Here is a 20,801-nt window from a genome sequence, read left to right on the forward strand (position 1 = left end):
CATGAAGCTTGGTATCGAACGCCTGCTCGCCGACCCGGCGCTGCGTGCCCCGCTCGCCGGCAAGCGCGTCGCGCTCGTCGCCCATCCGGCCTCCGTCACGCGCGACCTGACCCATAGCCTCGACGCGCTGGCGGCGACCGGCGATGTCAAGCTGACCGCAGCTTTCGGTCCGCAGCACGGGCTGCGCGGCGACAAGCAGGACAATATGATCGAAAGCCCGGACTTCATCGATCCGGTCCACGAAATCCCGGTTTTCAGCCTCTACGGCGAGGTCCGCCGCCCGACCGGCCAGTCGATGTCGACGTTCGACACGGTGCTGATTGACCTTCAGGACGTGGGCTGCCGAATCTACACCTTCATCACCACGCTGCTCTACATGCTCGAGGCCGCGGCCGAACATGGCAAGGCGGTCTGGGTGCTCGACCGGCCCAATCCCGCGGGACGCCCGGTCGAAGGCACGACGCTGGTTGCAGGCTGGGAAAGCTTCGTCGGCGCCGGGCCGATCCCGATGCGCCACGGCCTGACGCTGGGCGAGCTTGGGCAATGGTTCGTCGACCATTTCAAACTCGACGTCGATTACAGGGTCATCGCGATGGAGGGATATGATCCCGACGGTGCAGGCTTCGGCTGGCCGACCGACCGGATCTGGGTCAATCCGTCGCCCAACGCGCCCAACGTCAACATGGCGCGCTGCTATGCAGGCACGGTCATGCTGGAAGGCGCGACGCTGAGCGAGGGCAGGGGAACCACCCGTCCACTCGAGCTTTTCGGCGCCCCGGATATCGAGGCGCGGGCGGTCATCGCCGAAATGCAGCGCATCGCGCCGCGCTGGCTCGCCGGCTGCACGCTTCGCGACATCTGGTTCGAGCCGACCTTCCACAAGCATGTCGGCAAGCTCTGCAGCGGCGTGCATATCCATGCCGAAGGCGATGCTTACGACCACCAGGCGTTCAAGCCGTGGCGGGTCCAGGCACTCGGCTTGAAGGCGATCCGCTCGCTATTCCCCGAGTACGACTTGTGGCGCGATTTTCCGTACGAATATGCGTTCGGGAAGCTGCCGATCGACGTCATCAACGGCGGCCCGAGCCTTCGCGAGTGGGTCGATGATGCGGGCGCGGAACCCGGCGATCTCGACGCCATCGCCACGCCGGACGAAGAGGCGTGGATGGAAGAGCGGAAGCCGTTCCTGCTCTACTGATCAGCCTTTCCGGCTGAGCGCGCGCATCGCCTCGTCGAGGCCTTCCAATGTCATCGGGTACATCCGGCCGTCCATCAACGTCTTGAGGATCGAGGTCGAGGCGCTGTGGCCCCAATAGGGCTCGGGCGTCGGGTTGATCCACGCTGCTGAGCGGTAGGTGTCGGTCAGCCGCCTGAGCCAGACCGCGCCGGCTTCCTCGTTGAAATGTTCGATCGACCCGCCGGCGTGTGTGATCTCGTAGGGGCTCATCGCCGCGTCGCCGACGATCACCAGCTTATGGTCGCTGCCGAACTTGTGGATGATGTCGTGGGTCGGGATTTTCTCGACGTGACGGCGGCGGTTGTCCTTCCACACGCCCTCATAAATGCAGTTGTGAAAGTAATAATGCTCAAGATGCTTGAACTCGGTCCGCGCCGCCGAGAACAGCTCTTCAGCCTGCAGGACATGGCCATCCATCGACCCGCCAATGTCGAGGAAGAGCAGCAGCTTGACCGCATTGTGCCGTTCGGGGCGCATCCGGACGTCGAGCCAGCCGCGTCGCGCCGTCCCTTCGATGGTGCCGTCGAGATCGAGTTCGTCGGCGGCGCCTTCGCGGGCGAAGCGGCGCAGGCGGCGGAGCGCGACCTTGATGTTGCGGGTGCCAAGCTCGCGGTCGCCGTCGAGGTCGCGGAACTCGCGCTTTTCCCACACCTTGATCGCTCGCCCGTGACGACCCGGGCCGCCGATCCGGACGCCCTCGGGATTGAAGCCGCCATGACCGAACGGGGAGGTCCCGCCGGTGCCGATCCACTTGTTGCCGCCCTGGTGCCGTCCCTGCTGCTCTTCTAGCCGCTGGCGAAGCGCGTCCATGATCTCGTCCCATGAGCCTAGCGACTTGATCGCTTCCATCTCTTCGGGCGTCAGATATTTCTCGGCGACGAGGCGCAGCCATTCTTCCGGGACGTCCGCGCGAAGCTCTTCGCCCTCGCCGGGAAGGACGCCCTTGAACACTTCGGCGAAGACCCGGTCAAAGCGGTCGAGCTGGCGTTCGTCATGAACGAAGGTGGCGCGGGCGAGGTAGTAAAATTGCTCGGGGTCCTGGGCGATGACATCGGCGTCGAGCGCTTCGAGAAGCAGCAGATGCTCCTTGAGCGAGGCCGACAGCCCGCCGCGCCGAAGCGCTTCGACGAAAGAGATGAACATGGCGACTGCCATAGCCGTGGCGCCGGTCGCGCGCCACGGCTCGCGTGGTTAACCAGCTTTTAGGGGTTGGCCGATACTCCGGCGGGCAAGCACAGACTGGGGAACGTCCGCGATGGCCACGCTTGGCATTGAAGAAATTACCGAGAACGCCATCCGCGCCGTCGCGCGAGACTGCGGCTCCCTGTCGATCGAATGCAGCGATGTCGCTGGCTACGTGCAGGATGTTGCCGAGCGCATCGGCGAACATCTCAACATGCTCGATGGCCTTGAGGAAGTGACCAGCCGACTTCTCGCGGACCAGGCACGGGTCAGCGATTCGACCGACGAGGCTCGGCTGCTGTCGGAACAGGCCAAGGCCAAGCTAGACGCCGGCCGCGAGGCGATCGAAGGCACTATCGCCGGATTCAAGGGACTGACCGAACTGGTCGTCCAGTTGGGCGAGCGCATGGCCGGCTTCGCCACCGCGATGAATCAGGTCCAGTCGGTCAGCTCGACGATCGAGACTATCGCGCGCAAGACCAACATGCTGGCGCTTAACGCCACCATCGAGGCGGCACGCGCCGGCGACGCGGGCCGCAGCTTTGCGGTCGTAGCCGCGGAAGTGAAGAAGCTGGCGCACGACACCCGCGCCGCCACCAGCCAGATCGCGACCACCATCGGCGACCTGACCCGCGAGGCGGGGGCCGTCACCAGCGAGATCAAGACAGGCGTCGAGCGCAGCCGCGCGGCCCAGGCCGGTTTCGGCGAGATCAGCGAGACAGTTCGCGAAGTGACCGAGATCGTGTCGATGGTCGATCGCCAGACGGAGGGCATCGCCCATTCGACCAACATGATCCAGACCAGCGTCGACCGCGTGAAGGCCGGCCTGTCGGCCTTTGCCGGGGACGCGCGCGACAATGGCGGTGCGCTCATCAAGGCGCAGAAACGACTCAGCCACCTCGAGATGCTGTCGAACACGATGCTCGACACGCTCGCCAACTCGGGCGCCGAGATCGACGACACGCCGATGATCATCCTGGCACAGGAAGCGATGCGGCAGATCGTCGAGACCGTCGAAGCCGGCATCGATTCGGGCCGCATCGCCTTCGATGCCGTGCACGATCGCGATTATGTGCAGATCATCGGGTCGAACCCACCGCAGTACGACAATGGCTTTGCCGACTTCGCCGACGCCAACGTCCGGCCGCTGCTCGACCGCTACAAGGTCGCCGATCCCAAAATCATCAGTTGCGCGGTGACCAACCTGGACGGCTATCTGCCGACCCACGTGTCGGAGCGCTGCAATACGCCGGGTCCCGACCCGGTATGGAACGACGAGCATTGCCGCAACCGCCGGATCTTCATGGACGAAACGACGCGCAATGCCTGCAACAGTGACAATCCCGCGATGCTCGCGACGTACCGCATGGAAATGGGCGAGCGCACCTTTCCGGTGAAAAACGTGTTCGTGCCGGTGTATTTCAAGGGCAAGCGCTGGGGCAATTTCGAGCTTGCCTACCGCGACGAGTGATGCCGGTCAGACCGCTTCGCGGCGGTTGAGGTCGACGATCATGGCCAGCAAAGCGCCGGCGCCGCCGATGATGCCGATTTGAAGCGCCATTACGCCCATCGCCGGATCGGTCGACAGGATGTGCAGCGGCATCAGCCAGGGAAAGTAGGCTCCTTCGCGGGCACTGGCGGCGGCAACGGCGACGAAGGTGCCGGTGATGCCCAGGACCAATGGCGGGACGAAGCTCCGGGTGCGAAGCGCCAGCCATAGCTGGAGGACGATCATCAGCCCGCTCGCCGCCCACATCTTGCCCAAAGTCATGGCGAGGCCCGCCTTGTCGAACGTGCCGACCACCGGCTTCATCGCCGCCACGACCTGCCAGCCGGCAAAGAGCAATGTCCAGAGCCACGCCGACATGGCAGCGACGACGATCGCCAGCACGATAAGCTTGGCCAAGAACATTCGGGCCGGGCCCGGGAAGGGCAAGCCAATGATCCCAGCTTCGGGGCCATGTTCCATCTGGCTCATCAGCACGGACAAGGCCGTCACGGTCATCGGCAACATGGCGAAGGCCCAGAAGGCGGCGCCGGTCATGCCGAAGTTGAGATAGGGCACGGCAGACTTGTTGCGCAGCGCGATGAGGACGGTGATCACCGCGACGAAAATGGGTGCGGCGATGGCGAGAAGCATCACCAGCGAACGGCGCAGCTTCAGGAATTCGGTAACGAGATAGGTTATGGTGCTTACTCCTCAGGCCGCGGCGCGCGCGATTTCGCGGTGGTAGACATGCTCCAGGCTGGGCCGGTGGCTGGCGAGGTGGATCAGCTGCTGGCCCTGCTCGACGAGCAGTTGGGCAACCCGCTCCGGTTGGACCCTGAGAGAGGGCGAGCCGCCACGAACCAGCAAGCGCTGCTCTTCTTCGGCGACAACGAACCCAGCGCTCTCAAGCAGGCGAGCCGCGGCGTTCCGGTCCGCGGTGTCGACCGCCACCGCGCCGTCGCCGCCGAGGACATTCTCAAGGCGATCTTCGACCAGCAGTCGGCCGCGGTGCATCAGACCGACGTGCGTGGCGATTTCCTGCACCTCTCCGAGCAGATGGCTTGAGACGATCAGGGTCGTCTCCTCCATCTCCGGCAACCGGCGGAGCAAAGTGCGCATGTCGGCAATTCCGTCGGGATCGAGGCCGTTGGTCGGCTCATCAAGGATCAACAGTCGCGGTCGGCCGAGCAACGCGCGGGCCAGGGCCAATCGCTGCTTCATTCCCAGGGAATAGCCGCCGACCCGTTGCCGGCCGGCATGGCCAAGTCCGGCGATCCCCAGCACCCGGTCGATCTCGTTCGCGGGCAATCCCAGTACCCGGCGCGTGAGGTCGAGATTCTCGCGGCCCGTGAGGTGCGGGTAAAGCGAGGGGCTTTCGATCAGTGCGCCGACCCGGGGCCGCGACCGCCGCCGGGCGACGTCTTCGCCGAACAGGGAAAGGCCGCCCGCATCGGGGCGCAGCAGCCCGAGTATGAGCCGAAGGCTGGTCGTCTTGCCCGCACCGTTCGCGCCGAGGAACCCATAAATCGCGTAAGGCGGGACCGTCATCGATAATCGGTCGACAGCCACCTTTCCTCCAAACGCCTTGATCAGGCCGCGTGTCTCCAGCGCACTCATCTGCACCTCCGAATTTAACTGGTACTTAAACTTGCAAAAACGTGAAATTTAAGTCAAGCTTAAATCTTGAGTTGAGGAGGGTGTCATGGTCAAACGTCATTTGACCCCGCGTCTAGCGCTTGCCGGCGTGACGTTGGTGATCGTGCTCTTGGTGTCCTTCACCGCCATCGTGCTGGCGTCGGCGATCGGCGGGCGGGCGCCCGGACGCCTGCTCCTTCTCCCGATGGCGCCACTGCCATTCTACCTGTTTGCGCTTTGGACTGCGCGGACCGCGATTGTGCGGATCGGCCACGGCGACGCCTTGCGCGTGCTCGTTTCTCCGATGCTTCGACGAATTGGCTGGGCATTGTTCCTCGGCGGGCTCACCCAGGTCTTTGTCGTGCCGTGGCTCGGGCATCTGAATGGAGGGCGAACCCTGGCACACTATGACATCGGCGCGATCACGCTCGGCGCGGTTGGTGTCACGCTGGTCATCGTCGCGCGCCTGGTCCGGGATGCAGAGGCCGACCGGGCCGAGCTGGACCAGATCGTCTGATGCCGATCACCGTTACGCTCGACCAGCTGCTTGCCGATCGCGGGATGACCGGCAAGCAACTTGCGGAGACGATCGACCTGAGCGAGACCCAGCTGTCGCTGTTCCGATCAGGCAAGGTCAAAGGGATCCGCTTTTCGACGCTGGAGCGGATGTGCGAGGTGCTGGCCTGCCAGCCGGGCGACTTGCTCGGCTTCGAGCCTGGTGCTGCCTAGCCCTTGCGGCGGGCCATGAACGCCAGGCGTTCGAACAGCATCACGTCCTGCTCGTTCTTGAGGAGAGCGCCGTGCAGCGGCGGGATCGCCTTGGTGGGATCGCGCTCCTGCAGCGTTTCCAGCGGCATGTCCTCGTGCAGCAGCAGCTTCAGCCAGTCGAGCAACTCGCTGGTCGACGGCTTCTTCTTGATGCCGGGCACGTCGCGGACCTCGTAAAACAGGTCGAGCGCGCGGCTGACCAGCATCTTCTGGATGCCGGGGAAGTGGACCTCGACGATCTTCAACATCGTCTCGCGGTCCGGGAAGCGGATGTAGTGGAAGAAGCAGCGGCGCAGGAAGGCGTCGGGCAGTTCCTTCTCGTTGTTGGAGGTGATGACGACGACCGGGCGTTCGACCGCCTTCACCGTCTCGCCGGTCTCGTAAACGTGGAATTCCATCCGATCGAGTTCCTGGAGAAGGTCGTTCGGAAACTCGATGTCGGCCTTGTCGATCTCGTCGATCAGCAGCACTGGCAGTTGGGGCGAGGTGAACGCCTCCCACAGCTTGCCCTTGCGAATGTAGTTGGCGATGTCGTGGACGCGCGGATCGCCGAGCTGGCCGTCGCGCAGGCGGGCGACCGCGTCATATTCATATAGGCCCTGAACCGCGCGGGTGGTCGACTTGATATGCCATTCGATCAGCGGCCCGCCGAGCGCCGCCGCGATCTCATGCGCCAAGACGGTCTTGCCGGTGCCGGGCTCGCCCTTGACGAGCAACGGCCGGCGAAGCTGGACGGCGGCATTGACCGCGACCTTGAGGTCGTCGGTCGCGACATAATCGGTAGTGCCTTCGAAACGCATTTCACCGCCCTATGGTCGGGCGGGCAGCGGCGCAAGCGTCAGGCGTGGCCGCGGGCGTTGAGCTTAAGAGTCGCCGCGAGCGCTGGCGCGGGCTTCGAGCAGGTCGAACAGGCCGCGATTCTGAAGCAGCAGTTGTTCGCCGCCGAAGCCTAGGGCGCGTTCGGCCGCCATGCCCGATGCGCCATGGTTGATGGCCGACGTCAGCGACTCTTCGTCAGGCATGGTGGATACCGGAACCTCCATGTTGCTTCGTCCCGCGGCGCAGTCAAGGACGCCACGGATGGCGCGCCAGTCACCAATCAGCGCGGTCGCCGCGCCCAGCGCACAGCCGCTGCGCTCCGACCGGGCAAGCGTTTCCAGCGCATGACGCTGGGCGAGCAGAGTGGTTTCGGTATCCGACGCGCCGGGGGTCGAGGGCACCGGGCCGACCGCGGCGGTCAGGCGGACGAGGAACAGCCGTTCCCGCTCGAACGAGTCCGACGCGGCGAGCAGCCAATCGCGAACCGGGCCGGCGGGGCAATTGCCAAGCGCGATCTCGATCAGGCCGGGATGGCGACCGTATAGCTGGCAGAGAAGGTGCACCGCGTCGCTGAGGTCGCGGGCGGTGTGCACGTGGGTGACGGTCGTCAACGCGGCGAGGTGCGGATGACCCGCCAGGCCCTCATGCGCGACTCGGGCAAGATGGGCTTCGGCCACACTCAGCGCCTGCCGGTCGGTTGCCCGATTGACTGCCATTCCCACCACTCCCGTCACTCATTTCGATGCTATCCGTTGCATCCTAGGCGGCGGTCGTAACCCAAGGGCGTAAAGAGCCGGTTACGGCGGCGGAAAGGTTTTGGTCAGCGAGGTTAAGAAACGGCTCGAAACGGGACATTTTCGAGCCCTCCGGGGCAAACGTCAGGCGGCGAGCGGAAGTTTTTCCGATGGCTCGGCGGTGGCGGCTTCGGGTGTCGCCGGCTCCGCTTCGATCGCCGCAACGCGCGGCGCGCGGACATCGGGCATGAACAGGCGCAGCGCGAGCAGGAACACGCCGGTCGCGAAATAGCCGACGATCGTCCCGATCGGGTTGAGGAACAGCAGCGGTGCCAGCGCAACGCGGAACCAGTCCGGGTTGACGCCGAGGTCGTCGCCCAGCGCTTCGCAGATGCCGAAGATCGGTTCGGCGCGCGAGTAGATCGGGGTCCGGTCGGCGTTGGTCGTCATCATCTTGGCTCCTCAAAATGCAGGGACGGAGCGAACCGCCCTTTGCCTTGAAAGAAGCAAGGCGCGTGCCAAGTCCCGGAAACCGCCGTTTCGAGCGAAATTCGGAAAAATCGGGCTGGCGGGCAGCGGACCGGTTAGGAAATTTTGCCACCCGATCTGGGAATTCGCGCCGATGAGCGGAGCACACGGAGCCGGAGCGGGACGACGCTTCAAAGCGCCTCAGGCCGTCGGGTTGCCGTCCACAAGGCTGATGCCGCGGTCGCGCCAGTAACGTGCCAGACCGATATCCCGGCACAAAGGCCCGAAGCGCGGATCGCGGCGGATGGTCGCAAGCGGGGGCATGAACAGCCACTGCGTGCGGCACCAGCTGGGCGCATTGGCCAGGAAACTGCGCGCGACGACCGGCCGGTTGGCGACGAGCGCACCCCTGTCAAGAAGCAGCGCGTCCATCACGAGATAGGCGGCGTCGACCTCGCCCAGCTTGCTCAGGATCATGGCGGCATAGGTTGCCTGCCCCGGATTTCCCTGGGCAGCCTTGAGGTTGGCGTCCCGCGCCCGGGCGATGTTCTGACGGGTGGGCGCTGCGAACGCCTCCAGCGTCGGAAGCCATTGTTCCGGCTTGGCCGGGTGCGCATTGCCCGCCGGAGTAACGCCGTTGCCAAGCATCGCGGCAGCAGCGGTCGTCCGGCCCGAGAAGGCCAGGATCATGAAGCGCGCGTTCCAGACCAGCGCGTGCGCCGGCCACAATTGCAGCAGGCGTTCGCTGAGGACCAGCGCCCGGTCTTCGCGGCCCAAGGTCCAAAGCCGGAGCGCCCGCCGCCACAGCGGCGTTGGCGAACTGGGTGCCTGATGGGCGGCTGCCTCATTGATTCCCCATGCCGTTCGGGTTCGCCCGGCCGCCTGAAGAAATGAAGTGAGGGCGCCCAAAAGGTGCACATTGGCCGGCGCCGCCCGGAGCAAGTTGCGAAGCTCGTCCTCGATCTCCGACCATTCGAGTCCGGCCGCCTTGATGTCGAGCATCGCCAACCGGGCGTGCGGCTCGGCCGGATCGATGCCGAGTGCCTGCTTGGCGGCCTTTTCCGCGGCGCGCAGGGTCTCCGCCGGATTGGCGCTTCCGCCATTGTTGGCGCGGGTTTCCTCGGCGAGGGCGAGCAGGCCGAGGGCCCGGGCGTTGCCGGGATCACGCTCGAGCGCCGAGCGGAGGGGCGGGACGGCCTGACCGGCCTGCATCGGCACGGCATCGCGAAGCAGGACATCCCCCTGGTCGATCGAACGGGCAACGTCGGCCTGCGCGTTGCGGCGCGATTGCCAGAGTCCGGCACCGGCCAGGACCGCCAGCGACGAAGCGCCGGCCACTACCAGGGATCGCCGGGAGACCGCAGGCGATGACTTCGACCCGGTCACCCCTGTGAGAAGCCGATATCCGACACGCGGCACGGTTTCGATCTCGACCGACCCGTCGCCCGTCCGGTCGATGGCCTTGCGAAGGCGGACGACCAGGCGGTTGAGGCTGTCGTCGCCGACCTGCGCATTGCCCCAGAGATGTTTGAACAGTTCGCGCCGTTGCAGCACCTCGCCCTGGCTGTCGATGAGTTGGAGGAACAGCTGCATCACCAGCGGCTCGACCGCGACGTCTCCCCGCGGCCCGGCGATATGGCGGCGGACGGGATCGACTGTCAGCGTCGCAACGCTGATTGGAAACGTGCGCAACTCGTTCATGACTCTCCGCTCATCGGCAGATCATCGGCAAATCATCATGGGCTAAATCTAGGTTAAGGCCAAGCCCCCCTGGGCCGGACGACGGGACCGGTTCGATAGTTGGAGGAGCACATGCGTAAGTTCGCCGCGACGGCCACCGCCGCCATGCTTTTGGGGGCGGCCGTGCCTGCCCATGCCGATGTCTTGTCCTTTTCGGGCAGCGTGACCGGACTCAGCACTTTTGTCGGCGTGGACGCGACCTGCGCGCCGCTGTCGTTCCGGTCGATCATCGATCCGTCGAGTACGGTGGGAACGTCGTCCTTTGGCGGCTTCACCTACAGCACCAGCACCTGCCTGTCGGCGGGCGGGGTGTCGTCGTTCGGCAGCTTCCTGATCGATTTCGGCGGCGACGATTTCAGCGGCACCTTCACCGGCGGGGCGACCCCGACCAGCACGCCGGGGATCAGCGATACGTCATGGCTGTTCACGATCGCCGGCGGCACCGGGCGGTTCGAGGGCGCGTCGGGGACGTTCAGCGGGACGGGGACCACCGACGCCCGGTCAAGGCCATCGATCGTGTCGATCAACTTCCTGGGCGACATCAACGCGCCGGCGGTCCCGGAACCGTCGACCTGGGGCATGATGTTGCTCGGCTTCGGCGGGATTGGCTGGGCGTTACGACGAGCGCCCAAGCGCATACGAGCGATTGCCTAGCAATCGCGAGGAAGCGCGAAGAGAGCGCGAGCCCCGGCCGGGCGGCGCGCTCCACCGCGACCGCTTCGACGCCACGGATTTACTCCGTGACGGGATGATTCTTTGTAATGCTCACGGTGTTTTCAAAGTAGCCAAAGCGCCTGGACTGACCGCGAGCGGCTTTCCTTTGAAAAAAAACGGCAATCCATAAATGCCTTCTGATAATCGCAGCGATAACGTTGTGGCGAGATTGGCGAACAGTTGCGTCATTCAGCGCGCGTTGCAACGCGTTCGCCGACTGTCTTGTGAAGCCTCTAATTACCTCAGCACTGGAAAAGACTTTTAAAAGCCGTCGGAGTTGGTGCTTGCATGCAGCTCGAACATATACCCGGTCGTAGCTGGGTGCTTCTTCGGGATTCACACGCTGAATGAGTATCAAATGCCGCCGCGGAGTAGATCCGCGCCGTCGGTCCTGTCGCGCCTAAGCGCGCAGGCCGTCCGAATCTCGCCGGCTCTACGACACAAGCTCCCGTTTGCTACGCAAACACGCCCTTGTGCTCGGCGGCTCGATTACTGATCCAAGAAACTCCGCATTTTCCGGCTACGGCTCGGATGCTTCAGCTTCCTGAGCGCCTTCGCCTCGATCTGCCGAATACGCTCGCGCGTCACCGAGAACTGCTGCCCGACCTCTTCAAGCGTATGATCAGTATTCATCCCAATCCCGAAACGCATCCGAAGCACACGCTCCTCGCGCGGAGTCAGTGACGCCAGAACCCGCGTCACCGTTTCCTTGAGGTTTGCCTGGATCGCGGCGTCGACCGGGATGACGGCGTTCTTGTCCTCGATGAAGTCACCGAGGTGGCTGTCTTCCTCGTCGCCGATCGGAGTTTCGAGGCTGATCGGTTCCTTGGCGATCTTCATGACCTTGCGGACCTTCTCCAGCGGCATGGAGAGGCGCTCGGCGAGCTCTTCCGGGGTCGGTTCGCGGCCGGTTTCGTGGAGGAACTGGCGGCTGGTGCGGACCAGCTTGTTGATCGTTTCGATCATGTGGACCGGGATGCGGATGGTGCGCGCCTGGTCGGCGATCGAGCGGGTGATCGCCTGGCGGATCCACCACGTCGCGTAGGTGCTGAACTTGTAGCCGCGGCGATACTCGAACTTGTCGACGGCCTTCATCAGGCCGATGTTGCCTTCCTGGATGAGGTCCAGGAACTGCAGCCCGCGGTTGGTGTATTTCTTGGCGATCGAGATGACGAGGCGCAGGTTCGCTTCAACCATTTCCTTCTTGGCGATGCGCGCTTCGCGTTCGCCCTTCTGGACCTGGTTGACGATTCGGCGGAATTCCGGGAGCGCCATGCCGGTCGAGCGCGAGATTTCGGCGATGTCGGAGCGGATGCGCTCGACGCTGTCGCCTTCCGCCGCGGCGAAGGCGGCGAATTTCTTGTCGATCTTCGACGCGCGGTCGAGCCAGCTGTCGTCGAGCTCATTGCCCATGTAGCTGTCGAGGAAGGCCTTGCGCGGCACACGGTGGCGTTCGGCGAGGCGCAGCATCTGGCCGCCGAGCGCGGTCAGGCGGCGGTTGTAGCTGTAGAGCTGGTCGACGAGATATTCGATCTTGGCGGCGTGGAACTGGACGCTCTCGACCTCGGCGGTGAGCTGTTCGGAGAGCTTCTGGTACTTTTTCTCTTCGGCCGCCGGATAGTCGGCGCCCGAGCCCATCGCCTCGAGCCGGGCCTGCTGCAGCTTGGCGAACTTCTTGAACAGCGCGGTGATGCCGGCGAACTTTTCCAGCGCCATCGGCTTCAGCGCCTCTTCCATCTGGGCGAGGGAGAGGGTGTTGTCGTCCTCGTCCTCGTCCGACTGGCGCGGGGTGCGGCGTTCGGTGAGCTCATCCTCCTCGTCGGGGCGGACTCCTCCTCGATGTCGTCTTCTTCCTTGATGGTCGGGCCGGCGGTCTTCTCGCTGATCTCGCCGTCGCCTTCGCCTTCCTCGTCCTCGCTGATCTGCTCGGCGGTCGGGCCCTTCGATAGCATCGCCTCGAGATCGAGAATCTCGCGCAGCTGCATCGTGCCTTCGTTGAGGGCGTTCGACCATTCGATGATGGCGTTGAAGGTGATAGGGCTTTCGCACAGGCCCCAAATCATCGTGTCGCGGCCGGCCTCGATCCGCTTGGCGATGGCGATTTCGCCCTCACGGCTGAGCAGTTCCACCGCGCCCATTTCGCGCAGGTACATGCGCACCGGATCGTCGGTGCGGTCGACCGCTTCCTTCTTGGTGGCGACCGCCGGGCGCGGGCCGCCGTCGTCGAGCGGATCGACGTCCTCCTCGGGCTCGGCTTCCTTATCCTCGTCGTCCGAATCGTCGTTCTCGACGATGTTGACGCCCATCTCGCTGATCGCGGACATGATGTCCTCGATCTGGTCCGGGGACATCTGGTCGGACGGGAGCGCCTCATTGAGCTCGTCGACGGTGATGACACCGCGCTTCTTGGCGCGCGCGATCATCTTCTTGATCGCGACGTCGTTCAGATCGATGAGGGGGGCATCGCCGCCTTCGGTTTCGGTGTCTTGCGTTTCGTTTTTCGCCATGTTGATCGCCGCTTACTCATTGCCGGCGAGAGACGCCAGCCTGTCGTGATATTGCCGCTTCGCCATGATCAACGCCTGTTGATCGGCAAAGGCGGCATCGTCCATGTCCCGCTCCAGCCGCCGGGTCGCATCGCCCAGCGCGGCTTCGATCTCCGCGAGGCCGACGACCGCCTCCAGGGCAAGGCCAAGGTCCTTGCGGGCCAGGTCGGGGTCGCTCTTCGATCGGGTGAAGGTAAAGCCAAGTTCGTCGCCGCCCGACACGGCACGCCACGCGGCGGCCGTCTCGGCACCTGCCAATATGGGGACGAGGGCGTCACGATCAAGCGCGGCGCCGCTCATCGCGAAATCGACGATTCGATCGCGCACGGTGGCGACGGGGGCTTCGGCGATGGGCAGGGCGGCGAATGTCTCGACATGGTCTGCGGTGGCGGCAGGAAAGAGCGCGTGGCCAAGGACGAGGGCGCGGGCGGTGGCGCGATCGACGCCGCGGGCGGATATGGAGCGTGCGGCTTCGCCGACCGGGGGTGGCGGGGGACGAAGCGGCCATTCTGCTTCTTCCAGTCGCGGCGCGGGGCGCCGGATGGTGCGCGGGTGCCGCGTTGGGGTCGGACGAGGGCGTCGAAGCGCTGCAACCAGTCGTCGCGATAGAGGGCGCGAACATCGGGGTCGGCGATGGTGCCGGCATGATCCATCAGCCGCTGCTTGAGGCCGGCGCGGGCCTCGGGCGTGGTCAGCGGGGTAGCCTCGAGTTCGTGGCGCCAGAGGCGTTCGACCAACGGTTCGGGTTCGGCAAGCAGGGCCTCCACCGCCGCCCGACCACCGGTGCGGACGAGGTCGTCGGGATCCTGTCCCTGGGGAAGGGCGACGAAGCGCAGGGTGCGCTCCGGGCCGAGGTGGGGCAGGGCGCGGAGTGCAGCGCGGACGGCGGCTTTCTGCCCGGCACTGTCGCCGTCGAAGCAGCAGATCGGCGCGGGATCGAGCCGCCACAGGCGCTGGAGCTGGTCCTCGGTGACCGCGGTGCCGTTGGGCGCGACCGCCTCGGCGATGCCGGCGCGGTCGAGGGCGATGACGTCCATATAGCCTTCGACGACGATCAGCCGGCGGGCGCTTCGGCTGGCGGGGGAAGCGAGGTCGATGTTGTAGAGGGTGCGGCCCTTGTCGAACAACGGCGTGTCGGGGGAGTTGAGGTATTTGGGCTCGCCCGCCCCGAGGATTCGGCCGCCGAAGCCGATGACGCGCCCGCGCGCATCGCGGATCGGGAACATGAGGCGTCCGCGGAAGCGGTCGTAGGGGTCGCGGCCGCCCTCGTCGGGCCGGATCAGCATGCCGGTCTCGACCAGCTTGTCCTCACCGAGCGAAGACAATGCCGCCTTGAGCTTCCCGCGGCTGTCGGGCGCGAAGCCGAGACCGAAGCGCTGGATGGTCGCCGCGCCGATGCCGCGGCCCTTGAGGTAGTCGCGCGCCGCGCCGCCCTCGACGCCGTTCAGCTGCTCGACGAACCAGCGCTGGGCGGCCTCGGTAACGTCATGCAGCCCGGCGGCGGCCTCGGCGCGTTCGCGGGCGCGGGGATCGGGGGCGGGGACATCCATGCCCGCCTTGCCGGCCAATTCCTTGACCGCCTCCATGAACGGCAGCCCGCGATTGTCGGTGAGAAAGCGGATGGCATCGCCGTGCGCGCCGCAGCCGAAGCAGTGATAGAAACCCTTCTCGTCGTTGACGGTGAAGCTGGGTGTCTTCTCGTTATGGAATGGGCAGCACGCCTTGAATTCGCGGCCAGCCTTAATCAGCTTCACGCTCGGCGAAATCACCGCCGACAGGGTCGTGCGGGCGCGAAGCTCTTCGAGGAAGGCGGGCGAAAGGATCACGCCCCGCTGAGCAGCGCTTTCACCAGCGCGCTGGCCTTGGCGGGTTCGATCGAGGTGGCGTGGCGGCTTTTGACCTCGGCCATCACGCGGCCCATGTCTTTCATCGACGACGCGCCGGTGTCGGCGATGATCGCCTGGATCGCGGCGCGGGCTTCGTCCTCGTTCATCTGCTGGGGCAGGAAGCGCTCGATGACCGCGATCTCGGCCTCTTCCTTCGCGGCGAGCTCCTCGCGGTCCCCCTTGCGGTAAAGCTCGACCGATTCGCGGCGCTGCTTGATCATTTTCTGCAGCACTTCGGTGACCAGCGCGTCGTCGTCCAGCGCGGCCGACGCGGTGCGCAGTTCGATGTCGCGGTTCTTGATCGCCGACTGGATCAGGCGGATCGTGCCGGTCGATTCCTTGTCGCCGCCCTTCATGGCGGTCACCAACGCATTCTTGATGTCGTCGCGAATCATGCGCGTTCCGTCTCGCTTCGCTTTAAAAGACCAGTCCTACCGGCGAAATCGGCGGTTTCACAGCGTTGACCTGCCTTGGGTAAACGCGTAGCGGCCATCGCTTAGCGACATCGTCGAAAACCCCGCTGCAGGAGCCTTTGCCTTGGCCGATCCTACGAACACGTCCGCGCGCCCAGAAGGAGCGACCGGCGTGATCGTTTTTGCCGACGGGCGCACGATCTGGGGTAGGGGGTTCGGCGCCGAAGGGTGCGCGGTCGGCGAACTGTGCTTCAACACGTCGATGACCGGATACCAGGAGGTGATGACCGACCCTTCCTACGCGAAGCAGGTCGTCGCCTTCACCTTCCCGCACATCGGCAATGTCGGCGCCAACGAGGAGGACGTCGAGGCGGGCGAGGCGCATGCGCTGGGCTGCCTGGTGCGTGAGGCCGTGACGTCACCGTCAAACTTCCGGTCGAAGCAGGACTTCCCGTCGTGGATGGCGGCGACGGGGCGCATCGGCGTGTCGGGCGTGGATACGCGCGCGCTGACCCGGCTGGTGCGGCGCGAGGGGCCGCCGACGATCGCCTTCGCCCACGATGCGAAGGGCGAGTTCGATCTGGGCGTGCTTCAGAAGATGGCGGCCGACTGGCCGGGGCTGGAGGGCATGGACCTGGCGAAAGAGGTGTCGCGCGAGCAGGTCGAGGCCTGGTCGGGCGGCAAGTGGGAGCTTGGCGAGGGCTATCAAATGGGCGGCGACGATCCGTCGCGGCCGCACGTTGTCGCGATCGATTATGGCGCCAAGCGAAACATCTTCCGTAACCTGGTCGAGGCCGGGGCGCGGGTGACGGTGTTCCCGGCGACGGCGAGCTTCGACGAGGTGATGGCGCAGAAACCCGACGGCTTCTTCCTGTCCAACGGCCCGGGCGATCCTGCCGCGACCGGTGAGTATGCCATTCCGGTCATTCGCCAGATGCTGGACACCGGCAAGCCGCTGTTCGGTATCTGCCTTGGTCACCAGCTGCTCGCGCTGGCGGTCGGCGGGCGGACAGCCAAGATGTTCCAGGGCCACCGCGGCGCCAATCACCCGGTCAAGCGGTTGAGCGACGGCGCGGTCGAAATCACCAGCATGAACCACGGCTTCGCCGTCGAACGCGAAGGCATGCCCGCCACCGTCCGCGAGACGCACATCAGCCTGTTCGACGGTAGTAACTGCGGGCTGGAACTGACGGATAAGCCAGCGTTTTCGGTCCAGTACCATCCCGAGGCAAGCCCCGGGCCAATGGACAGCTTCTACCTGTTCGAAAAGTTCGTGGGGATGATGCGGTGAGCGAACGATTGTATTGGCAGGGCAGCCACGACAATTTCTGCGGTCTGTACGCGGCAGACTACATCATCGCCCGTCACAAGACGGCGAAGGCAGGGAACACGAACAAGCTCGAAGATTCGTTCCACCGGGCGTTCTTCGCCTTGCTCAAAAAGGCCGAAAAGGTGGGCCTGCTCACAGCCAATCGTATTGCGGCACGCGTGAAAAGCGGCGGGTTTTCAAGCCCACAAATTGCGCGAATCTTCAATTCCCTTTCGCCCAATGCTCGAGAAGGCTTGATTGCGACAACGTTCGCTTCTTCGTCGTTTAAAAGATTTGCAGAAAGCATTGAATCGAAAGATCGGATCAAGCCTGCGTCAGGCTGCCTACCGAATTGCGCCATAATCAAGCATGACAGCGGAACTCATTGGTTAGCCGTCGTAGGTGTCCGCGAAGACGGATCTTATCTGTGTTTTGATCCGAATTCCTCTGCAAACGTCCGGCGACGCGAGCGCATTGAATGGGATGATGGGGTGTTCATTTCCAGACCGGGAGTTTTGAAAGTCTAATGCCTCGTCGAACAGACATCTCCTCCATTCTCATCATTGGTGCCGGGCCGATCGTCATCGGGCAGGCGGCGGAGTTCGATTATTCCGGAAGCCAGGCGGTCAAGACGCTGAAGGCCGAGGGTTATCGGGTCATCGTCGTCAATTCGAACCCGGCGACGATCATGACCGATCCGGAGCTGGCCGACGCGACCTATATCGAGCCGATCACGCCGGAGATCGTCGAGCGGATCATCGAGAAGGAGAAGCCGGACGCGCTGCTGCCGACGATGGGCGGGCAGACCGCGCTAAACACCGCGCTGACTCTCAACAAGCTCGGCATCCTCAAGAAACACAACGTCCAGCTGATCGGGGCGCAGGCGGAGGCGATCGACAAGGCCGAGGACCGGCAGAAGTTCCGCGAGGCGATGGACAGGATCGGGCTGGAAAGCGCCCGCTCCGGCATCGCGCACAGCCTGGACGACGCGCTGAAGGTGCTGGAGAAGACCGGCCTTCCCTCGATCATCCGGCCCAGTTTCACGCTTGGCGGGACCGGCGGCGGGGTCGCCTACAATCGTGCCGAGTTCGAGGCGATCGTCCGCTCCGGCCTCGACGCCAGCCCGACCAACGAGGTGCTGATCGAGGAAAGCCTGCTCGGCTGGAAGGAATATGAGATGGAGGTGGTCCGCGACCGCGCGGACAACGCCATCATCATCTGTTCAATCGAGAACGTCGACCCGATGGGCGTGCACACCGGCGACAGCATCACCGTCGCACCGGCGCTGACGCTGACCGACAAGGAATATCAGCGGATGCGGTCGGCCTCAATCGCGGTGCTCCGGGAAATCGGCGTCGAAACAGGCGGTTCCAACGTCCAGTTCGCGGTCAATCCGAAGGACGGGCGGATGATCGTCATCGAAATGAACCCGCGCGTGTCGCGGTCGTCGGCGCTGGCGTCCAAGGCGACCGGCTTCCCGATTGCAAAGGTCGCGGCGCGACTGGCGGTCGGCTACACGCTCGACGAGATTGCCAACGACATCACCGGGGGCGCGACCCCGGCCAGCTTCGAGCCGACGATCGATTATGTCGTGACCAAGATCCCGCGCTTCGCGTTCGAGAAGTTCAAGGGCGCGGAGAACACGCTGTCGACAGCGATGAAGTCGGTCGGCGAAGTGATGGCGATCGGGCGCTCATTCGCCGAAAGCCTGCAGAAGGCGCTTCGCGGGCTGGAAACGGGGCTGTGCGGGCTCGACCGGGTGCGCGAGCTGGAGAATGCCAGCCCGACCGAGATTGAAAACGCCTTGGCCCGCGCCACGCCCGACCGGCTGCTGATCGCCGCGGAGGCGCTTCGACAGGGCTTCACCGTCCAGCGCATCCACGAGATCGCTGGCTTCGACCCATGGTTCCTGGAACGACTGGCCGAGATCGTCGCCGCCGAGGAGCAGGTGCGCGCCGAGGGCATCCCGCAGGACGCGGCGGGGATGCGGCGATTGAAGGCAATGGGCTTTTCCGACGCTCGGCTGGCGCAGCTGGCGCTGCGCTCGGCGGGGGTCGATCGCGAGACCTCGGAATTGGCGGCCCGTGGACGCGGGATCGTCCACGACGCGCTGAAGTTCATGACCGGCGGCGTCACCGAGTGGGAAGTGCGCAATGCCCGGCTGAAACTGGGCGTGCGACCGGTGTTCAAGCGTATCGACAGTTGCGCCGCGGAGTTCGATGCGGCGACGCCCTACCTCTATTCGACCTACGAAGGCCCGCTGTTCGGCGAACCGGAGGACGAGGCGGAGATTTCGGAGCGGCGCAAGGTCGTCATCCTTGGCGGCGGTCCGAACCGGATCGGGCAGGGGATCGAGTTCGACTATTGCTGCTGCCACGCCGCCTTCGCGCTGAAGGACGCGGGCTATGAGACGATCATGGTCAATTGCAACCCGGAGACGGTATCGACCGATCCGGAGACCAGCGACCGCCTCTATTTCGAGCCGCTGACTGGTGAGGACGTGCTCGAAATCCTGACCCGCGAGGCGGAGAAGGGCGAGCTGGCGGGGGTGATCGTGCAGCTGGGTGGGCAGACGCCGCTGAAGCTGGCCGCGCAGATCCAGTCGGCGGGCTTCCCGATCCTCGGCACCTCGCCCGACAGTATCGACCTCGCCGAGGACCGCGAGCGGTTCGCCAAGCTGGTCGACCGGCTGAACCTCAAGCAGCCGGCCAATGGCCTGGCGCGCAGCCGCGACGAGGCAATCGCGGTGGCGGAGCGCATCGGCTACCCGGTGCTTCTGCGCCCCAGCTACGTGCTCGGCGGGCGGGCGATGGAGGTCGTCGACGGTCCCGAACAGCTCGACCACTACATTGCGACAGCAGTCGAGGTGTCGGGGACGTCGCCGGTGCTGATCGACCGCTACCTGCGCGACGCGATCGAGGTGGATGTCGATGCGATCTGCGACGGCACGGACGTCGCGGTGGCGGGCATCCTGCAGCATATCGAAGAAGCCGGGGTGCACTCGGGCGACAGCGCCTGCTCGATCCCGCCTTACAGCCTTCCTGACGACGTCATCGCCGAAATCGAGCGACAGACGCGCGAGCTGGCGCTGGCGCTGAGCGTCAAGGGACTGATGAACGTCCAATATGCGGTCAAGGACGGCGAGGTCTATCTGATCGAGGTCAACCCGCGCGCCAGCCGCACCGTCCCGTTCGTCGCCAAGGCGATCGGGCGGCCGATCGCGAAAATCGCGTCGCGGGTGATGGCGGGCGCGGCGTTGAGCGAGTTCGAGCCGATCGACCGCGACATCGACCATATCGCGGTCAAGGAAAGCGTGTTCCCGTTCGCTCGCTTCCCTGGCACCGATCCGGTCCTGTCACCGGAAATGAAGTCCACCGGCGAAGTGATGGGAATAGATAGCGATTTCGATGTCGCTTTCGCCAAGTCGCAGCTTGGTGGCGGGGTCAAGTTGCCGGACAGCGGGACGGTGTTCATCTCGGTCAAGGACACCGACAAGGCGCATATCATCCCCGCGGCGAAGAAGATGGTCGAGCTTGGCTTCAAGGTCATCGCCACGGGCGGCACGGCCGATCACCTCGCCGCCGAGGGCATCCCGGTGGACAAGGTCAACAAGGTGGCGCAGGGCCGGCCGCACATCGTCGACCGCATCGTCGACGGCGGGGTGCAGCTGGCGTTCAACACGACGGAGGGGTGGCAGTCGCTGAAGGACAGCCAGGCGATCCGGGAGGCCGCGCTGAAGGCGAAGTTGCCTTACTTCACGACGGCCGCGGCGAGCGTCGCGACGGCGCGCGCCATCGGCGCGCTTCGCGGCCACGCGCTTGCAGTCCGGTCGCTACAGTCCTATTATTCCGGCTGACGGAC

General features: G+C 65.0%; 19 protein-coding genes and 1 pseudogene. 8 read left to right on the forward strand and 12 right to left on the reverse strand.

Features of this window, described 5'->3' with window-relative positions:
* Position 1 precedes the first annotated feature (1 nt).
* Complete coding sequence (locus H9L12_RS04585) at positions 2-1,198, forward strand: exo-beta-N-acetylmuramidase NamZ family protein (protein WP_187542808.1); 1,197 nt, start codon at positions 2-4, stop codon at positions 1,196-1,198.
* On the opposite strand, the gene H9L12_RS04590 is transcribed toward H9L12_RS04585, so the two are convergent.
* Positions 1,199-2,380, reverse strand: coding sequence for a vWA domain-containing protein (locus tag H9L12_RS04590; RefSeq protein ID WP_187542809.1), 1,182 nt, complete (start codon positions 2,378-2,380; stop codon positions 1,199-1,201).
* A 112-nt stretch (positions 2,381-2,492) separates the two neighbouring features.
* On the opposite strand from H9L12_RS04590, the gene H9L12_RS04595 reads away from it, so the two are divergent.
* On the forward strand, positions 2,493-3,890 hold the full coding sequence (locus tag H9L12_RS04595; protein WP_187542810.1) for a methyl-accepting chemotaxis protein: 1,398 nt from the start codon (positions 2,493-2,495) through the stop codon (positions 3,888-3,890).
* A gap of 6 nt (positions 3,891-3,896) precedes the next feature.
* Here H9L12_RS04595 and H9L12_RS04600 read toward each other — a convergent pair whose 3' ends face one another.
* Both H9L12_RS04600 and H9L12_RS04605 read right to left on the reverse strand, forming a co-directional pair.
* Complete coding sequence (locus H9L12_RS04600; RefSeq protein ID WP_246450697.1) at positions 3,897-4,559, reverse strand: ABC transporter permease; 663 nt, start codon at positions 4,557-4,559, stop codon at positions 3,897-3,899.
* A 60-nt stretch (positions 4,560-4,619) separates the two neighbouring features.
* Positions 4,620-5,525, reverse strand: coding sequence for an ATP-binding cassette domain-containing protein (locus tag H9L12_RS04605; RefSeq protein ID WP_223177151.1), 906 nt, complete (start codon positions 5,523-5,525; stop codon positions 4,620-4,622).
* Positions 5,526-5,610: 85 nt separating this feature from the next.
* On the opposite strand from H9L12_RS04605, the gene H9L12_RS04610 reads away from it, so the two are divergent.
* Positions 5,611-6,060, forward strand: coding sequence for a DUF2975 domain-containing protein (locus H9L12_RS04610; RefSeq protein ID WP_187542812.1), 450 nt, complete (start codon positions 5,611-5,613; stop codon positions 6,058-6,060).
* Positions 6,060-6,272, forward strand: a complete 213-nt coding sequence (locus tag H9L12_RS04615) for a helix-turn-helix domain-containing protein (RefSeq protein ID WP_187542813.1) — start codon at positions 6,060-6,062, stop codon at positions 6,270-6,272. Before H9L12_RS04610 ends, H9L12_RS04615 begins: the two co-directional genes overlap by 1 nt.
* Here the strand turns inward: H9L12_RS04615 and H9L12_RS04620 are convergent.
* From H9L12_RS04620 to H9L12_RS04635, 4 genes are all read right to left on the reverse strand, one after another.
* Entirely contained in the window at positions 6,269-7,111 is an 843-nt protein-coding gene (locus H9L12_RS04620) for an AAA family ATPase (protein ID WP_187542814.1), read from the reverse strand. The genes H9L12_RS04615 and H9L12_RS04620 overlap by 4 nt on opposite strands.
* A 63-nt stretch (positions 7,112-7,174) precedes the next feature.
* Entirely contained in the window at positions 7,175-7,846 is a 672-nt protein-coding gene (locus H9L12_RS04625; RefSeq protein ID WP_246450615.1) for a DUF6975 family protein, read from the reverse strand.
* A gap of 162 nt (positions 7,847-8,008) precedes the next feature.
* Entirely contained in the window at positions 8,009-8,317 is a 309-nt protein-coding gene (locus H9L12_RS04630; protein WP_187542815.1) for a PspC domain-containing protein, read from the reverse strand.
* A gap of 216 nt (positions 8,318-8,533) precedes the next feature.
* Complete coding sequence (locus H9L12_RS04635) at positions 8,534-10,033, reverse strand: winged helix-turn-helix domain-containing protein (RefSeq protein WP_187542816.1); 1,500 nt, start codon at positions 10,031-10,033, stop codon at positions 8,534-8,536.
* Positions 10,034-10,144: 111 nt separating this feature from the next.
* On the opposite strand from H9L12_RS04635, the gene H9L12_RS13435 reads away from it, so the two are divergent.
* A complete protein-coding gene (locus tag H9L12_RS13435; protein WP_246450616.1) occupies positions 10,145-10,726 on the forward strand; it encodes a PEPxxWA-CTERM sorting domain-containing protein in 582 nt (193 codons plus the stop codon).
* 111 nt (positions 10,727-10,837) lie between these two features.
* On the opposite strand, the gene H9L12_RS04645 is transcribed toward H9L12_RS13435, so the two are convergent.
* The 5 genes and pseudogenes from H9L12_RS04645 to H9L12_RS04660 all read right to left on the reverse strand — a co-directional run bounded on the left by H9L12_RS04645 (position 10,838) and on the right by H9L12_RS04660 (position 15,613).
* Positions 10,838-10,975, reverse strand: a complete 138-nt coding sequence (locus H9L12_RS04645; RefSeq protein WP_187542817.1) for a hypothetical protein — start codon at positions 10,973-10,975, stop codon at positions 10,838-10,840.
* A 300-nt stretch (positions 10,976-11,275) separates the two neighbouring features.
* Positions 11,276-13,293, reverse strand: a pseudogene (gene rpoD, locus H9L12_RS04650) (RNA polymerase sigma factor RpoD).
* 12 nt (positions 13,294-13,305) lie between these two features.
* Positions 13,306-13,659 (reverse strand): hypothetical protein, encoded by a 354-nt coding sequence (locus tag H9L12_RS14080; protein ID WP_343060491.1) that lies wholly within the window; start codon positions 13,657-13,659, stop codon positions 13,306-13,308.
* Positions 13,629-15,158, reverse strand: a complete 1,530-nt coding sequence (dnaG, locus tag H9L12_RS04655; protein ID WP_343060492.1) for a DNA primase — start codon at positions 15,156-15,158, stop codon at positions 13,629-13,631. Before dnaG ends, H9L12_RS14080 begins: the two co-directional genes overlap by 31 nt.
* On the reverse strand, positions 15,155-15,613 hold the full coding sequence (locus tag H9L12_RS04660; protein WP_187542818.1) for a GatB/YqeY domain-containing protein: 459 nt from the start codon (positions 15,611-15,613) through the stop codon (positions 15,155-15,157). The genes dnaG and H9L12_RS04660 overlap by 4 nt, the downstream gene beginning before the upstream one ends.
* A 190-nt stretch (positions 15,614-15,803) precedes the next feature.
* Here H9L12_RS04660 and carA point away from each other — a divergent pair, with 190 nt between their 5' ends.
* From carA to carB, 3 genes are read left to right on the forward strand one after another with little or no spacing between them, the layout of a single operon-like run.
* Positions 15,804-16,922: a glutamine-hydrolyzing carbamoyl-phosphate synthase small subunit gene (carA, locus tag H9L12_RS04665; protein ID WP_425506802.1), complete on the forward strand. Its 1,119-nt coding sequence runs from the start codon at positions 15,804-15,806 to the stop codon at positions 16,920-16,922.
* Positions 16,919-17,467, forward strand: coding sequence for a hypothetical protein (locus H9L12_RS04670; RefSeq protein WP_187542820.1), 549 nt, complete (start codon positions 16,919-16,921; stop codon positions 17,465-17,467). The genes carA and H9L12_RS04670 overlap by 4 nt, the downstream gene beginning before the upstream one ends.
* The gene (carB, locus tag H9L12_RS04675) at positions 17,467-20,796 is read left to right on the forward strand and encodes a carbamoyl-phosphate synthase large subunit (RefSeq protein WP_187542821.1); all 3,330 of its coding nucleotides are present in this window, start codon (positions 17,467-17,469) and stop codon (positions 20,794-20,796) included. The genes H9L12_RS04670 and carB overlap by 1 nt, the downstream gene beginning before the upstream one ends.
* Positions 20,797-20,801 lie beyond the last annotated feature (5 nt).

The sequence above is a fragment of the Sphingomonas rhizophila genome (assembly GCF_014396585.1).
GTDB classification, from domain to species: Bacteria; Pseudomonadota; Alphaproteobacteria; order Sphingomonadales; family Sphingomonadaceae; genus Sphingomicrobium; species Sphingomicrobium rhizophilum.

Excerpts from the sequence above, each read along its gene's own strand:
- H9L12_RS04585 (WP_187542808.1), top strand. The coding sequence starts at position 2 with ATGAAGCTTGGTATCGAACGCCTGCTCGCCGACCCGGCGCTGCGTGCC.
- H9L12_RS04590 (WP_187542809.1), bottom strand. The coding sequence starts at position 2,380 with ATGTTCATCTCTTTCGTCGAAGCGCTTCGGCGCGGCGGGCTGTCGGCC.
- H9L12_RS04595 (WP_187542810.1), top strand. The coding sequence starts at position 2,493 with ATGGCCACGCTTGGCATTGAAGAAATTACCGAGAACGCCATCCGCGCC.
- H9L12_RS04600 (WP_246450697.1), bottom strand. The coding sequence starts at position 4,559 with ATGCTTCTCGCCATCGCCGCACCCATTTTCGTCGCGGTGATCACCGTC.
- H9L12_RS04605 (WP_223177151.1), bottom strand. The coding sequence starts at position 5,525 with ATGAGTGCGCTGGAGACACGCGGCCTGATCAAGGCGTTTGGAGGAAAG.
- H9L12_RS04610 (WP_187542812.1), top strand. The coding sequence starts at position 5,611 with ATGGTCAAACGTCATTTGACCCCGCGTCTAGCGCTTGCCGGCGTGACG.
- H9L12_RS04615 (WP_187542813.1), top strand. The coding sequence starts at position 6,060 with ATGCCGATCACCGTTACGCTCGACCAGCTGCTTGCCGATCGCGGGATG.
- H9L12_RS04620 (WP_187542814.1), bottom strand. The coding sequence starts at position 7,111 with ATGCGTTTCGAAGGCACTACCGATTATGTCGCGACCGACGACCTCAAG.
- H9L12_RS04625 (WP_246450615.1), bottom strand. The coding sequence starts at position 7,846 with ATGGCAGTCAATCGGGCAACCGACCGGCAGGCGCTGAGTGTGGCCGAA.
- H9L12_RS04630 (WP_187542815.1), bottom strand. The coding sequence starts at position 8,317 with ATGATGACGACCAACGCCGACCGGACCCCGATCTACTCGCGCGCCGAA.
- H9L12_RS04635 (WP_187542816.1), bottom strand. The coding sequence starts at position 10,033 with ATGAACGAGTTGCGCACGTTTCCAATCAGCGTTGCGACGCTGACAGTC.
- H9L12_RS13435 (WP_246450616.1), top strand. The coding sequence starts at position 10,145 with ATGCGTAAGTTCGCCGCGACGGCCACCGCCGCCATGCTTTTGGGGGCG.
- H9L12_RS04645 (WP_187542817.1), bottom strand. The coding sequence starts at position 10,975 with ATGACGCAACTGTTCGCCAATCTCGCCACAACGTTATCGCTGCGATTA.
- H9L12_RS04660 (WP_187542818.1), bottom strand. The coding sequence starts at position 15,613 with ATGATTCGCGACGACATCAAGAATGCGTTGGTGACCGCCATGAAGGGC.
- carB (WP_187542821.1), top strand. The coding sequence starts at position 17,467 with ATGCCTCGTCGAACAGACATCTCCTCCATTCTCATCATTGGTGCCGGG.